Annotated in this window: 16 protein-coding genes; 8 read left to right on the top strand and 8 right to left on the bottom strand. The window is 61.7% G+C overall.

Going from position 1 to position 13,268, the window contains the following annotated elements; translation table 11 throughout:
* Nucleotides 1-37: 37 nt before the first annotated feature.
* Genes lolA through cysG form a run of 5 tightly spaced genes read left to right on the top strand, consistent with a single transcriptional unit; the run spans nucleotide 38 to nucleotide 5,060 of the window.
* The gene (gene lolA / locus ACW9IN_RS01035; protein WP_457364121.1) at nucleotides 38-661 is read left to right on the top strand and encodes an outer membrane lipoprotein chaperone LolA; all 624 of its coding nucleotides are present in this window, start codon (nucleotides 38-40) and stop codon (nucleotides 659-661) included.
* 10 nt (nucleotides 662-671) lie between these two features.
* Nucleotides 672-1,994: a replication-associated recombination protein A gene (locus tag ACW9IN_RS01030; RefSeq protein ID WP_457364120.1), complete on the top strand. Its 1,323-nt coding sequence runs from the start codon at nucleotides 672-674 to the stop codon at nucleotides 1,992-1,994.
* Nucleotides 1,994-2,368: a fluoride efflux transporter CrcB gene (gene crcB / locus ACW9IN_RS01025; protein ID WP_457364119.1), complete on the top strand. Its 375-nt coding sequence runs from the start codon at nucleotides 1,994-1,996 to the stop codon at nucleotides 2,366-2,368. Before ACW9IN_RS01030 ends, crcB begins: the two co-directional genes overlap by 1 nt.
* A gap of 16 nt (nucleotides 2,369-2,384) precedes the next feature.
* Complete coding sequence (serS, locus tag ACW9IN_RS01020; RefSeq protein WP_457364118.1) at nucleotides 2,385-3,665, top strand: serine--tRNA ligase; 1,281 nt, start codon at nucleotides 2,385-2,387, stop codon at nucleotides 3,663-3,665.
* The gene (cysG, locus tag ACW9IN_RS01015) at nucleotides 3,666-5,060 is read left to right on the top strand and encodes a siroheme synthase CysG (RefSeq protein WP_457364117.1); all 1,395 of its coding nucleotides are present in this window, start codon (nucleotides 3,666-3,668) and stop codon (nucleotides 5,058-5,060) included. It abuts the gene before it with no gap.
* Between the two features lie 219 nt (nucleotides 5,061-5,279).
* Here cysG and ACW9IN_RS01010 read toward each other — a convergent pair whose 3' ends face one another.
* The 6 genes from ACW9IN_RS01010 to tusD all read right to left on the bottom strand — a co-directional run bounded on the left by ACW9IN_RS01010 (nucleotide 5,280) and on the right by tusD (nucleotide 8,716).
* Complete coding sequence (locus ACW9IN_RS01010) at nucleotides 5,280-6,275, bottom strand: glutathione S-transferase family protein (RefSeq protein WP_457364116.1); 996 nt, start codon at nucleotides 6,273-6,275, stop codon at nucleotides 5,280-5,282.
* Between the two features lie 88 nt (nucleotides 6,276-6,363).
* Entirely contained in the window at nucleotides 6,364-7,347 is a 984-nt protein-coding gene (locus ACW9IN_RS01005; protein WP_457364242.1) for a glycosyl transferase family protein, read from the bottom strand.
* Nucleotides 7,348-7,361: 14 nt separating this feature from the next.
* Nucleotides 7,362-7,697, bottom strand: coding sequence for a TusE/DsrC/DsvC family sulfur relay protein (locus tag ACW9IN_RS01000; RefSeq protein WP_457364115.1), 336 nt, complete (start codon nucleotides 7,695-7,697; stop codon nucleotides 7,362-7,364).
* Nucleotides 7,694-7,972 (bottom strand): sulfurtransferase complex subunit TusB, encoded by a 279-nt coding sequence (gene tusB / locus ACW9IN_RS00995; protein WP_457364114.1) that lies wholly within the window; start codon nucleotides 7,970-7,972, stop codon nucleotides 7,694-7,696. Before tusB ends, ACW9IN_RS01000 begins: the two co-directional genes overlap by 4 nt.
* Entirely contained in the window at nucleotides 7,972-8,322 is a 351-nt protein-coding gene (gene tusC, locus ACW9IN_RS00990; RefSeq protein ID WP_457364113.1) for a sulfurtransferase complex subunit TusC, read from the bottom strand. The genes tusB and tusC overlap by 1 nt, the downstream gene beginning before the upstream one ends.
* A gap of 1 nt (nucleotide 8,323) precedes the next feature.
* Nucleotides 8,324-8,716 (bottom strand): sulfurtransferase complex subunit TusD, encoded by a 393-nt coding sequence (tusD, locus tag ACW9IN_RS00985; protein ID WP_457364112.1) that lies wholly within the window; start codon nucleotides 8,714-8,716, stop codon nucleotides 8,324-8,326.
* A 157-nt stretch (nucleotides 8,717-8,873) separates the two neighbouring features.
* Here tusD and ACW9IN_RS00980 point away from each other — a divergent pair, with 157 nt between their 5' ends.
* Nucleotides 8,874-10,037 (top strand): CaiB/BaiF CoA transferase family protein, encoded by a 1,164-nt coding sequence (locus tag ACW9IN_RS00980; protein WP_457364111.1) that lies wholly within the window; start codon nucleotides 8,874-8,876, stop codon nucleotides 10,035-10,037.
* 113 nt (nucleotides 10,038-10,150) lie between these two features.
* Here ACW9IN_RS00980 and ACW9IN_RS00975 read toward each other — a convergent pair whose 3' ends face one another.
* Both ACW9IN_RS00975 and ACW9IN_RS00970 read right to left on the bottom strand, forming a co-directional pair.
* A complete protein-coding gene (locus ACW9IN_RS00975; RefSeq protein ID WP_457364110.1) occupies nucleotides 10,151-10,645 on the bottom strand; it encodes a SprT family zinc-dependent metalloprotease in 495 nt (164 codons plus the stop codon).
* A gap of 128 nt (nucleotides 10,646-10,773) precedes the next feature.
* A complete protein-coding gene (locus ACW9IN_RS00970; protein ID WP_457364109.1) occupies nucleotides 10,774-11,376 on the bottom strand; it encodes a Yip1 family protein in 603 nt (200 codons plus the stop codon).
* A gap of 273 nt (nucleotides 11,377-11,649) precedes the next feature.
* Between ACW9IN_RS00970 and ttcA the strand changes: the two genes are divergently transcribed.
* Nucleotides 11,650-12,474, top strand: a complete 825-nt coding sequence (gene ttcA, locus ACW9IN_RS00965; RefSeq protein WP_064598661.1) for a tRNA 2-thiocytidine(32) synthetase TtcA — start codon at nucleotides 11,650-11,652, stop codon at nucleotides 12,472-12,474.
* Nucleotides 12,475-12,541: 67 nt separating this feature from the next.
* Complete coding sequence (locus tag ACW9IN_RS00960; RefSeq protein ID WP_457364108.1) at nucleotides 12,542-13,213, top strand: DNA-3-methyladenine glycosylase I; 672 nt, start codon at nucleotides 12,542-12,544, stop codon at nucleotides 13,211-13,213.
* Nucleotides 13,214-13,268 lie beyond the last annotated feature (55 nt).

Here is a 13,268-nt window from a genome sequence, read left to right as displayed (position 1 = left end):
GCACGCGGCTCGCCCTGACGACTCAATGAGGATTCCCATGCGTCTTATCCGCCTGCTGTTGTTGCCGGCACTGGCCCTGACCGCTGTTTCGGCGCACGCCGACCCGGCCTCCGTCGCCAGCCTGAAGAACCTGTTGGACAAGTCCCAGACCCTGACCGCGCGTTTCTCCCAACTGACCCTGGATGCCGGTGGCACCCAATTGCAGGAAACCGCGGGCGAAATGGCCGTGCAGCGTCCCGGGCTGTTCTACTGGCATACCGAAGGCAAGGCCGAGCAGACCATCGTCTCGGATGGCCAGAAGGTCACCCTCTGGGATCCGGACCTGGAACAGGCAACCATCAAGAAGCTCGACCCGCGCCTGAACCAGACACCGGCGCTGTTGCTGTCGGGGGATGTGTCGAAGATCAACGACAGCTTCGATATCACCTCCAAGCAAACCAGCAACGTGATCGAATTCACCCTCAAGCCAAAATCCAAGGACACGCTGTTCGACACCCTGTCCCTGTCGTTCGGCAATGGTGTGATCAACAACATGCGTCTGGTCGACAGTGTCGGTCAGCGTACCGATATCCTGTTCTCCGGGGTCAAGGCCAACCAACCGGTGCCGGCCTCCACGTTCAAGTTCGACATCCCCAAGGGTGCCGACGTGATCCAGGAATAACACGCTGCCCATGGACCTGTTTCGCAGTGACCCGATTGCCCAGCCCTTGGCCGCGCGCTTGCGTTCGACCAACCTGGATGAGTACGTCGGTCAGGAACACCTGCTCGCTCGCGGCAAGCCTTTGCGCGAAGCGCTGGAGCAGGGCGCCTTGCATTCGATGATTTTCTGGGGGCCGCCGGGGGTGGGCAAAACCACCTTGGCGCGGCTGCTGGCAAAGGTTTCGGATGCGCACTTCGAAACGGTCTCGGCGGTGCTCGCCGGGGTCAAAGAGATTCGCCAGGCGGTGGATGTGGCCAAGCAGCAGGCCGGGCAGTACGGCAAGCGCACCATCCTGTTCGTCGACGAAGTGCATCGCTTCAACAAGTCGCAGCAGGACGCGTTCCTGCCTTATGTCGAAGACGGCACGCTGATCTTCATCGGTGCCACCACCGAAAACCCCTCGTTCGAACTCAACAACGCTTTGCTTTCGCGGGCGCGGGTCTATGTGCTCAAGAGCCTGGACGAAGCGGCGATGCGCAAGCTCTTGCAGCGCGCCCTGAACGAAGACAAGGGGCTGGGCAAGCGCCAGTTGAGTGTCAGCGATGAAGGTTTCCAGATTCTGTTGACCGCTGCCGACGGCGATGGCCGACGCTTTCTCAACCTGCTGGAAAATGCTTCCGACCTGGCCGAAGACGGCGGCGAGATTGGTGTCGACCTGTTGCAGAGCTTGCTCGGCGATACGCGCCGACGCTTCGACAAGGGCGGCGAAGCCTTCTATGACCAGATTTCGGCGTTGCATAAATCCGTGCGCGGCTCCAACCCGGACGGCGCGCTGTACTGGTTTGCGCGCATGATCGATGGCGGTTGCGATCCGTTGTACCTGGCCCGCCGTGTCGTGCGCATGGCCAGTGAAGACATCGGCAACGCCGACCCGCGAGCCCTGAGCCTGTGCCTGGCGGCCTGGGATGTGCAGGAGCGCCTCGGCAGCCCCGAAGGCGAGCTGGCGGTGGCGCAGGCCATTACTTACCTGGCCTGTGCGCCGAAAAGCAATGCGGTGTACATGGGATTCAAATCGGCCTTGCGTGCCGCCGCGGAGCATGGCTCCCTGGAAGTGCCGCTGCACTTGCGCAATGCGCCGACCAAGTTGATGAAGCAACTCGGTTATGGCGATGAATACCGCTATGCCCATGACGAGCCGGACGCCTATGCGGCCGGCGAAGATTATTTCCCGGAGGCGCTTGAGCCGCAGCCGTTCTACCAGCCGGTGCCCCGTGGCCTGGAGCTGAAGATCGGGGAAAAGCTCAATCACCTCGCCCAACTCGATCGACTCAGCCCCAGACAGCGGAGAAAGTAGTGCTCAAGACGATTCTTGCTGTGTCCGTCGCCGGCATCGCTGGTACATTATTGCGTTTCGCCACCGGCACTTGGGTCAGCGCCAATTGGCCGAAGCATTTTTATGCGGCGACACTGGCGGTCAACCTGGTGGGCTGTCTGATCATCGGGCTGTTGTACGGCTGGTTCCTGTTGCGCCCGGAAGTGCCGATTGAAATTCGTGCCGGCTTGATTGTCGGCTTTGTAGGCGGTCTGACGACCTTTTCATCCTTTTCACTGGATACGCTGCGCCTGCTGGAAAGCGGGCAGGCCCCGGTCGCCTTCGGGTACCTGGCCATCAGTGTGTTCGGCGGGCTGCTCGCCACCTGGGCTGGCCTGTCCTTGACCAAACTTTGATAAACGAGAGACCGACATGCTCGATTCCAAACTGTTACGTAGCAACCTTCAGGACGTAGCGGACCGCCTGGCATCCCGTGGCTTTGCCTTGGATGTTGCGCGCATCGAAGCGCTGGAAGAACAGCGCAAGACCGTCCAGACCCGCACCGAAGCACTGCAGGCTGAGCGGAATGCGCGCTCCAAATCCATCGGTCAGGCCAAGCAGCGTGGCGAAGACATCGCGCCGTTGATGGCGGACGTCGAGCGCATGGGCACCGAGCTGTCCGATGGCAAAGTCGAGCTGGAGAACATTCAAAAGGCGTTGGACGATATCCTGCTGGGCATTCCCAACCTGCCGCATGAGTCGGTCCCGGTGGGCGAGGACGAAGACGGTAACGTCGAAGTGCGCCGTTGGGGCACGCCCAAAGCCTTCGATTTCGAGGTCAAGGACCACGTTGCCCTGGGTGAGCTGACCGGCGGCCTGGACTTCGAAACCGCCGCCAAGATGTCCGGTGCGCGCTTTGCCTTGCTGCGCGGCCCGATCGCGCGTCTGCACCGTGCCCTGGCGCAGTTCATGATCAACCTGCACACCGGCGAGCACGGCTATGAAGAGGCTTACACGCCTTATCTGGTCCAGGCGCCTGCTCTGGAGGGCACTGGCCAGCTGCCGAAATTCGAAGAGGATCTGTTCAAGATCACCCGTGAGGGGGAAGCGGACTTCTATCTGATCCCAACTGCTGAAGTGTCGCTGACCAACATCGTGTCCGGCGAGATCCTCGACGCCAAGCAACTGCCGTTGAAATTCGTCGCCCATAGCCCGTGTTTCCGCAGTGAGGCCGGTGCTTCGGGGCGCGACACCCGCGGCATGATCCGCCAACACCAGTTCGACAAGGTCGAGATGGTGCAGGTGGTGGAGCCTTCGACTTCGATGCAGGCGCTGGAAGGCATGACCGCCAACGCCGAGCGCGTGCTGCAGTTGCTGGAACTGCCGTACCGTGTGCTGGCGCTGTGCACCGGCGACATGGGTTTCAGTGCCGTGAAGACCTACGACCTCGAAGTCTGGGTGCCGAGCCAGGACAAATACCGCGAGATTTCGTCGTGCTCCAACTGTGGCGATTTCCAGGCCCGCCGCATGCAAGCGCGTTTCCGCAACCCGGAAACCGGCAAGCCGGAGCTGGTGCACACCCTCAACGGTTCGGGCCTGGCCGTAGGCCGTACCCTCGTGGCAGTGCTGGAAAACTACCAGCAGGCCGACGGTTCGATCCGCGTGCCGGGCGTGCTCAAGCCGTACATGGCGGGCGTCGAGGTCATCGGCTAAATGGAATTTCTGCCGCTGTTTCATAACCTGCGCGGCAGTCGTGTGTTGGTCGTCGGCGGTGGGGAGATTGCCTTGCGCAAATCCCGGCTGCTGGCCGATGCCGGTGCAGTGCTGCGGGTGGTTGCTCCCCAGATCGAAAACCAACTCAATGAGTTGGTGCTGGGCAGTGGCGGGGAACTGATTCTGCGCGGTTATCAGGAGGCCGACCTCGACGGTTGCACCCTGATCATCGCCGCTACCGACGATGAGCCACTGAACGCGCAAGTGTCCAGTGACGCCAAGCGTCGTTGTGTGCCGGTCAATGTGGTGGACGCACCGGCCTTGTGCAGCGTGATCTTCCCGGCGATTGTCGACCGTTCACCGTTGGTGATCGCGGTGTCCAGCGGCGGCGACGCGCCGGTGCTGGCACGCTTGATTCGCGCCAAGCTGGAAACCTGGATTCCGTCCACCTATGGTCAGTTGGCCGGGCTGGCGGCGCGGTTTCGGGCTCAGGTCAAAAGCCTTTACCCGGATGTACAGCAACGTCGTGCGTTCTGGGAAGACGTGTTTCAAGGTCCGATTGCCGACCGCCAGCTGGCCGGGCAGGGTGCCGAGGCCGAACGCCTGTTGATCGAGAAGGTCAATGGCGCTCCGCCGGATGCGCCGGGTGAGGTGTATCTGGTGGGCGCAGGCCCTGGCGACCCGGACTTGCTGACCTTCCGCGCGCTGCGCCTGATGCAGCAGGCCGACGTGGTGCTGTACGACCGCCTGGTCGCACCGGCGATTCTCGAGCTGTGTCGCCGTGACGCCGAGCGCGTATACGTCGGCAAGCGTCGCGCCGACCACGCCGTGCCCCAGGACCAGATCAACCAGCAACTGGTGGACCTGGCTCGCCAGGGCAAGCGCGTGCTGCGTCTCAAGGGCGGCGACCCGTTCATCTTTGGACGCGGTGGTGAAGAGATCGAGGAACTGGCGGCCCACGGCATCCCGTTCCAGGTGGTACCGGGCATCACGGCGGCCAGCGGTTGTGCGGCCTATGCCGGGATTCCGCTGACCCACCGCGATTATGCGCAGTCGGTGCGCTTCATCACCGGGCATTTGAAGGATGGCACATCGGACCTGCCCTGGCATGACTTGGTGGGACCGTCCCAGACCCTGGTGTTCTACATGGGGCTGATCGGGTTGCCGATCATCTGCGAACAGCTGATCCAGCATGGGCGCGCGGCGGACACTCCGGCAGCGTTGATCCAGCAGGGCACCACGTCCAACCAGCGTGTATTCACCGGCACCCTGGCCGACCTGCCGCGCCTGGTGGCGGAACATGAAGTACATGCGCCGACACTGGTGATCGTGGGTGAGGTGGTGGTGCTGCGCGAGAAGCTCAAGTGGTTCGAAGGGGCCCAGGCTGAGGTTTGATCCTGAAACCTCAGCATGTGGTGAGCGGGCTTGTCCCGCGCTGGGGTGCGAAGCACCCCCCAAAATAGACACCGTATTCTGCCTGGCAGAATGCGGTGTTTTCATTAGGGCGGCTGCGCCACCCGGCGCGGGACAAGCCCGCTCACTACAATAACAGCGCATATTCCCTGTAACGGGCTTGCCCGTGAAGAGGCCTGCAGATTCACCGATGAGTCTGGATCAGCTCCAGACCCCTTCGCCCACCAACCTTTCCCGATCATGCGCGCCATCAAACCTCTGCAACGGTCCTTTCGGCACAATCCCCGTCGGGTTGATGGTGCGATGGCTTGCGTAGTAATGCCCCTTGATATGCGCAAAATCCACCGTCTCGGCCACCCCCGGCCACTGGTACAGCTCCCGTAGCCAGTTCGACAGGTTCGGGTAGTCCGCAATCCTGCGCAAATTGCATTTGAAGTGGCCGTAGTACACCGCATCGAAACGAATCAGCGTGGTGAACAGGCGCACATCGGCTTCGGTCAGGTACTCACCGGCCAGGTAACGATGATCGGCGAGGTGTCGCTCCAGGTGGTCCAGCTCGGCAAACACATCCTCAAACGCACTTTCATAGGCTTGCTGCGACGTGGCGAACCCTGCGCGGTAAACGCCATTGTTCACGGCAGGATAGATACGCTCGTTCAGCGCGTCGATGCTCGTGCGCAGCGCTTCGGGGTAGAAGTCCAGGGTATTGCCGGTCAACCCGTTGAACGCGCTGTTGAACATGCGGATGATCTCCGCCGATTCATTGCTTACGATGCGCTTGAGCTTCTTGTCCCACAGCACCGGTACCGTGACGCGGCCTGTGTAGTCGGCGGTATCGGCGGTGTAGCGTTGGTGCATGAAGGCGAAATCGTCGAGCTTGTCGCCAGTCGAACCGTGGGCCTTGTCGAAGGTCCAGCCGTTTTCCAGCATCAGCCAACTGACCACCGATACGTCGATCAGGCTTTCCAGGCCCTTGAGCTTGCGCAGGATCAAAGTGCGATGGGCCCAGGGGCAGGCCAGGGACACATAGAGGTGATAGCGACCGGGCTCCGCCTCGAAGCCGCCTTCGCCACTCGGGCCGGGCGAGCCATTGGCGGTCACCCAGTGGCGGCGTTGTGCCTGTTCGCGTTGGAAAGCGCCGTCTGCGCTACTTTCGTACCACTGGTCTTTCCAGTGTCCTTCGATCAGCAAACCCATGACTGGCCCCTTGGCTAATAAGCGTTGGAGACCAGTCTAAAGGGCTGAGTTCGATTTAAAAGCGCAAAGACCGGGCGTGAATTATCGATTAGATCGATTTGTCCCGCGCATCCCAATATTGCCGGGCCAGGACGAACGCTTGCTCCCGCGGTTGACCCAGGCCGCGCAGGGCCAGGGCCATGGTGGAAATCAGCGCCAGTTGCGGGTAGCTGTCTTCGACATCGCCGCGCCACACGGCCTTCAGATGTTCGGGCTCCAGGCTGGCCGGTTTGACGTGGCGCTGGGCGGAGAGGGCGGGCCATTCTTCGTCCCAGCTTTCGCCGCCGGTGGTGCCGTATAAATGGCTGGCCGAGTCGGGGTTGATTTCGATCTCGCCGCCATCGCCCTTCACTACGATCACGTTGTCCCCCAGCAAGCCGCTGGCATCACGGTGCACGCCCTGATAACCGGGATGGAAAATGCTTTGCAGGCCCAGGCGCGCGTTCAGCGGATTGAGCAGACGCGCCAGGGAGTGGATGGGCGAACGTAGGCCCAGGGTGTTGCGCAAATCGATCATGCGCTGCAACTGCGGCGCCCAATCCCCCAGCGGGATAAACGCCAGGTTGCCACGCTCATAGGCGGCCTCGACCTGCTGCCAGTTGCGGCACAGCGGAATCTGCAAGCCTTCCAGCAATTGCTCGGTGTACAAGCGGCCCGCCGTATGCGCACCGCCGCCGTGCATGAGGATGCGCACACCGTTTTGCGCCAGGCACTTGGCTGCCAGCAGGTACCACGGCAGGTGGCGCTTCTTGCCGGCGTAGGTGGGCCAGTCGATAGCGACGTTCAAGGCCGGGGCATCCTGGCGTTCGCGCACGGCTTCGGTGAACCCGGCGAGTTCCTCCGGGCTTTCTTCCTTGTGACGCAGCAGCATCAGGAAGGCGCCGAGCTGGGTGTCTTCGACTTTTTCGTCGAGCAGCATACCCATGGCCTCACGGGCTTCCTCGCGGGTGAGGTTGCGCGCGCCGCGCTTGCCTTTGCCCAGGATGCGCACGAACTGCGCAAACGGGTGCTCGGCAGGAGTTTCCAGAGTCAGTGGGGCAAAGTCGGTCATAAGCAATTCGTCGGCCTGGGCAGGCCCGCCAGCTTGGCGGCGAGTTTGGCGGGAGTGCCGTTGAACAGTTTGTTGAGGTGCAAGCTGTTGCCCTTTTCCGGGCCCAGCTTCAGCGCGGTGTACTTGATCAAGGGCCGCGTGGCCGGGGACAGCTGGAATTCGGCATAGAACTGGCGCAGCAGTTCGAGGATTTCCCAGTGGGCCGGGCCCAGCTCCAGGGGTTCGGCGGCGGCCAGGGCCTCGGCGACCTCGGCGGACCAGTCATTCAGGTCGACGAGGTAGCCGTCCTTGTCCAGTTCCAGGGTGCGTGCGCCTACGGTCAGGGTGTTCATAGCCAACTGTTGACCTTGTCGTAATCGATCGACAGTTGCAAGAAGCCTGGGTAATCCACGCTATCGGCCCAGTCCGGGAGCGGCAGGTTGCGCGCCTGCAGGTCTTCAGCCAGTACGAAGACCTTCACGCCTTTGGTTTGCAGCGCAGGATTGTGCAGGCCGTAGGCACCGTCGCCGCACAGCAGGATGGCATCTTGAGTGCCGCACACGCGCAGGCAACTGACCAGCCGGCTGTCGGTAAAGGGCGAGTGGGAAATCACATGTAACGTCGACATCAGAGGGTCACCACCTGGTCGTAACGGTCTATCAGGCTGGCGATGCCGGCATCGTCCAGCGGCTGGGCGCTGTCTGGGGCCGCAAGCCCGCGTTCGGCCAGACTGTGCTGGCAGGTGAACACCTCGTCGATGCCGAACAGACCCAGCGCTTGCAGGTTGGCGCCGAGGTCCTTTTGCTGCACGGCTTTGGCGTTCTGGTTCGGCGCCAGCTGGAACACGCCATCGTCCATGAACAGCAGGCCGATGGGCAGATCGAAGGCGCCGCTGGCCAGCACGATATCCAGGGCCTCCCGCGCGCTTGGCCCGGACCACGGTGCCTGGCGGCTGATCACCAATAAGGATTTGGACATGTCACGGCCCTCCAAAGCAGATCAGGCGGTCGGCGGCCTGGATGGCGTCATGCAATTGGCCCAGGCCCGACAGCGCCCATGGTGCATTGAGGTTCACGGCGCTGCGTTGATAACGCCTGGCTTCTTCGCTGTCGAGCACGCCACGGCGCAGGGCGGCGGCGATGCAGACCACGCCATCGAGCTGGTGCTGGCTGACGAACTCGCGCCATTGGCGGGCGATGTCCGGCTCATCCTGGGGGGCGACGATGTTGCTGGAGGCGCTGTACACGCCGTCCTGATAGAAAAACAGCCGTGCAATCTCGTGCCCGCCCGCCAGTACAGCCTGGGCAAACAGCAGGGCACGGCGCGAGGAGGGCGCATGGGCGGCGGAAAACAGGGCAATCGCAAACTTCATGGAACACTCTGCAGGCAAACGTGGGCCAATGATAAAGCCGTCGCCCTGAAAAAGCCCGCCGTGATCAAAACGGTCACTCTCGCTGACCGTTCCGGCGATTGTCGGCAGACGCAAGGCTGCCTAGTCTGTAGGCATCCGAAACGGAAATGGAGTGCCCATGCCTGGTCCCCTGGCGTCCCTCAAAGTGCTGGGTTTTTCCACCTTGCTGCCCGGCCCGTTCACCTCCTTGCTGCTGGCGGACATGGGCGCCGAGGTGCTGCGCATCGAATCACCCACGCGCAGCGACCTGCTGCGGGTGTTGCCGCCCCACGACCGTGGGACGTCGGCGAGCCATGCCTACCTCAACCGCAACAAGCGCAGCCTGGCGCTGGACCTCAAACAGGCCGAGGCACTGGAGATCGTGCGCGCGCTGGTCAAGGACTATGACATTGTCCTGGAACAATTCCGGCCCGGGGTGATGGACCGTCTGGGCCTGGGGTACGAGGCCTTGCAGGCGATCAACCCCCGGCTGATTTATGTCTCGATCACCGGCTACGGCCAGACCGGGCCTTACAAAAACCGTGCCGGACACGACATCAACTACCTGGCCCTGGCCGGCGTGGCCAGTTACACCGGGCGTCGGGACAGCGGGCCGGTGCCGTTGGGCGTGCAGGTGGCGGATGTGGGGGGTGGTTCGCTGCATGCGGTGGTGGGGTTGTTGGCGGCGGTCATCGCTCGGCAGCAGAGTGGGCTCGGCCAGTACCTGGACGTGAGCATGACCGACTGCTCGTTCAGCCTGAACGCCATGGCCGGTGCAGGTTACCTGGCGTGCGGAGTGGAACCGGAGCGGGAAGGGCAGGTACTGAATGGCGGCAGTTTTTACGATTACTACCGCACGCGGGATGGGCGCTGGATGGCCGTCGGCAGCCTGGAGCCCGGCTTCATGCAGCAATTGTGTGACACGCTGGGGCGCCCGGAGTTGGCGGCGCTGGGGCTGTCGCCCAAGCTCAAGCAGGCGCTGCAGGTCGAATTCGAGAAGCGCAGTTTTGATGAGTTGTGTGAGTTGTTTGCCGGGGTGGATGCCTGTGTGGAGCCGGTATTGAGCCTGAGCGAGGCCGTGGAGCATCCACAACTCAAGGCGCGTGAGTTGGTGAGCCAGGTGCCACGGGGGGACGGTTCGACCCAGGCGCAACTGGCTTGCCCGCTGAAGTTTTCACAAGGTTTGCCGGCACCTCGGCATATCGGGGCTGCGGTAGGCGCGCACACTGATGAAGTGCTGACGGAGTTGGGGGTCAGCGCTCAGCGGATAGCTGAACTGCGCAGTGCCAGAGTGGTTGGGTAGTGTCTGGACTGGCGCTTTCGCAGGCAAGCCAGCTCCCACATTTACTACGCGGCGCGGTCAAAATGTGGGAGCTGGCTTGCCTGCGATGCGGCCCTTGAATTCGCCACAAATCCTCATTCCACCCGGGTTTCCCCGGTAAACACCAACGTCTGCCGACACCGCCGGCACACATACCGCCGCCCTTGGGCCACCAACCCATGCCGCTGTGCCGAAAATGGAAAATCACTGTCCGCACACGGGCATCGGTAGATGTAGCGAGTCACCTGACGGCGTTTCACTTCATAGTTATGGCAACGATCCGGCGGCAATTCATACACGCCGCGCATGATCAGTTGCCATTCCTCGCCATGGGGCTGGATGCGCTCGCCAAACAATTGGTGGGCGATCAGGTGCGCCACCTCATGGGCAACGGTCTGTTTGAGGAAATGTTGGCTGTTTTCACGGTACAACTGTGGGTTGAAACGCAGCAGGTTCTCGTGCAAATGCGCGACACCGGCCTTCTGGCCCCGCAGCTTGAGGCTGACCTGGGGGCGTTTGAAGCTTCGTTTGAAAAAGGATTCGGCTAGCAGGAAACAATCTTCGACGCGGGTATTGAGTTGCTCGGGCATGCTGTACATATCTCCAGAGACGCTCAGTATGCCGCAAAGCTGAGTGTTTCCGAATCTGTCAGGCGCCGAATGGTCATGCATCGCGCACAAAGCCACCTTGCGGTGGCCTTGTCTGCGAGTGGACGGGGTCAGTTGGTGTAGACCGGCCCGACGCCCAGGCCCCAGACGATCACGGTGAATGCCATGATCGCCACCAGTACCACGAGGCCCACGGCCAGTACCGAGCTGGAAAACAGAAAACCTTCGTCCGGATCGATGTTCATGAAGGTCGGCAGCCCCACATACAGCAGGTACACCGTGTAGCAAATGGCTGCCGTGCCCACCACCATACCCAGCCACATGTGCGGATAGAGCGCCGCCAACCCGCCGATGAACAATGGCGTGGCGGTGTAGGTGGCAAACGCCACGCAGCGCGCCATGCTGGGGTTGGCATCATAGGTGCGGGCCATCCAGTGAATGAATGCGCCCATCACCGCCACGCCGCCCAGCATCGCCAGGTAGGACATGATGGTCATCCACAGCGCGCTTTCCTGGGTCAGCATCACCGGTGCGCGGCTGCCGATGACCCAACCGACCTGGGTGGTGCCGATAAACGCGGATACGGCGGGGATCGCCGCAAGAATCAAGGTATGAGTGAGGTACATGTGGCTGATGCTTTCTTCCTTATCGCCACGAATTTCCCGCCATTCCTGGTCGGGATGGGTAAAAAGCCCCACGACGTGATGGATCATGCCAGTCACTCCTGTCGTTGTTACCATCGCCCCCCAGCGGAGCGCCCGCGGGCCAAATGGCCTGAAAGGTCTGGAAAACTGTGCGACCTCAAGTGCCAGTATAGAAAGTGATGACCGGAAAAACTGTAGGGCTTTAGAGCAAATCGCGCTGTAAACAGGGGGCCTAATCGCGGCGCGGTCTGTAGATGGCAATGCAACCCACATTGGAACTCGGCCGCTCATACCGGTAAAATGCTGCGCTTTTCGTCACACACTTCAGCGGATCCAAGCGCCATGGGCACTCTTACGGTCAACCAGAACAAACTGCAAAAACGCCTGCGTCGCCTGGCCGGGGAAGCGGTCACCGATTTCAACATGATCGAGGACGGTGACAAGGTCATGGTCTGCCTGTCCGGCGGCAAAGACAGCTACACCATGCTCGATGTGCTGATGCACTTGCAAAAGGTCGCGCCGATCAAGTTCGAGATCGTGGCCGTCAACATGGACCAGAAACAACCGGGGTTTCCCGAGCACGTGCTGCCGGCTTACCTGAAAGAGCTGGGCATCGAGTACCACATTGTCGAAAAAGACACTTATTCGGTGGTCAAGGAGCTGATTCCTGAAGGCAAGACCACCTGCTCGCTGTGTTCACGCCTGCGCCGTGGCACGCTCTACACCTTCGCCGACGAGATCGGCGCGACCAAGATGGCCTTGGGGCATCACCGCGACGACATCGTCGAAACCTTCTTCCTCAATATGTTCTTCAACGGTTCCCTCAAGGCCATGCCGCCCAAGCTGCGGGCCGATGACGGGCGCAACGTGGTGATCCGCCCGCTGGCGTATTGCAACGAGAAGGACATCCAGGCCTACTCCGACTTCAAGCAATTCCCGATCATCCCGTGCAACCTGTGCGGCTCCCAGGAAAACCTGCAGCGCCAGGTGGTCAAGGAAATGCTGGTGGACTGGGAGCGCAAGACCCCAGGCCGTACCGAAAGCATCTTCCGCAGCTTGCAGAACGTGATCCCTTCGCAACTGGCCGACCGTAATCTGTTCGATTTCACCAGCCTCAAGATCGACGAGACGGCGGCTTCGCGTTTCGTCAATGTGGTGAACCTCTAGGCCATTTCAATGCTCTGACACACGGCGCTCGCGGGCGCCGTTTTCAATTCGACTGCCAGGAGAGGGCATGCGCGATTACAAGTGGCTGCACGAATATTGTCTGAACCGCTTCGGCTCGGCGGCCGAGCTGGACGCCCATCTGCCTGTGCCCAAGACCCCGGCGCAATTGCGCAAGGTCAGCGATGATCGCTACCTGTCGACCCTGGCGCTGCGGGTATTTCGCGCGGGCTTGAAACACAGCGTGGTGGACGCCAAGTGGCCGGCGTTCGAACAGGTGTTTTTCGGCTTCGACCCGGAAAAGGTCGTGTTGATGGGCGCCGAGCACCTGGAGCGGCTGATGCAGGACACGCGCATCATCCGTCACCTGGGCAAGCTCAAGAGCGTGCCGCGCAACGCGCAAATGGTGCTGGACATCGAGAAGGAGCACGGCAGCTTCGGCGCATTCATCGCCGACTGGCCGGTGACGGATATCGTCGGGCTGTGGAAGTACCTGAGCAAACACGGTCACCAGCTCGGCGGGCTATCAGCGCCGCGCTTCTTGCGCATGGTCGGCAAGGACACCTTTGTACCGAGTTATGACGTGGTGGCGGCGCTCAACGCGCAGAAGATCATCGACAAGGTGCCCACCAGCCTGCGCGACCTGGCCACGGTGCAGGGGGCGTTCAACCAGTGGCATGCCGAGAGCGGGCGGCCGATGTGCCAGTTGTCGATGATGCTGGCCTACACAGTGAATCATTGAGATTGAGGTGATGCCATCGCAGTCAAGCCAGCTCCCACATTTGATAGGCGGCGCG

The organism is Pseudomonas sp. SDO5271_S396 (assembly GCF_054071795.1).
Note: the sequence above shows the minus strand (reverse complement) of the source record. Positions and strands in the feature narration are given on the sequence as shown.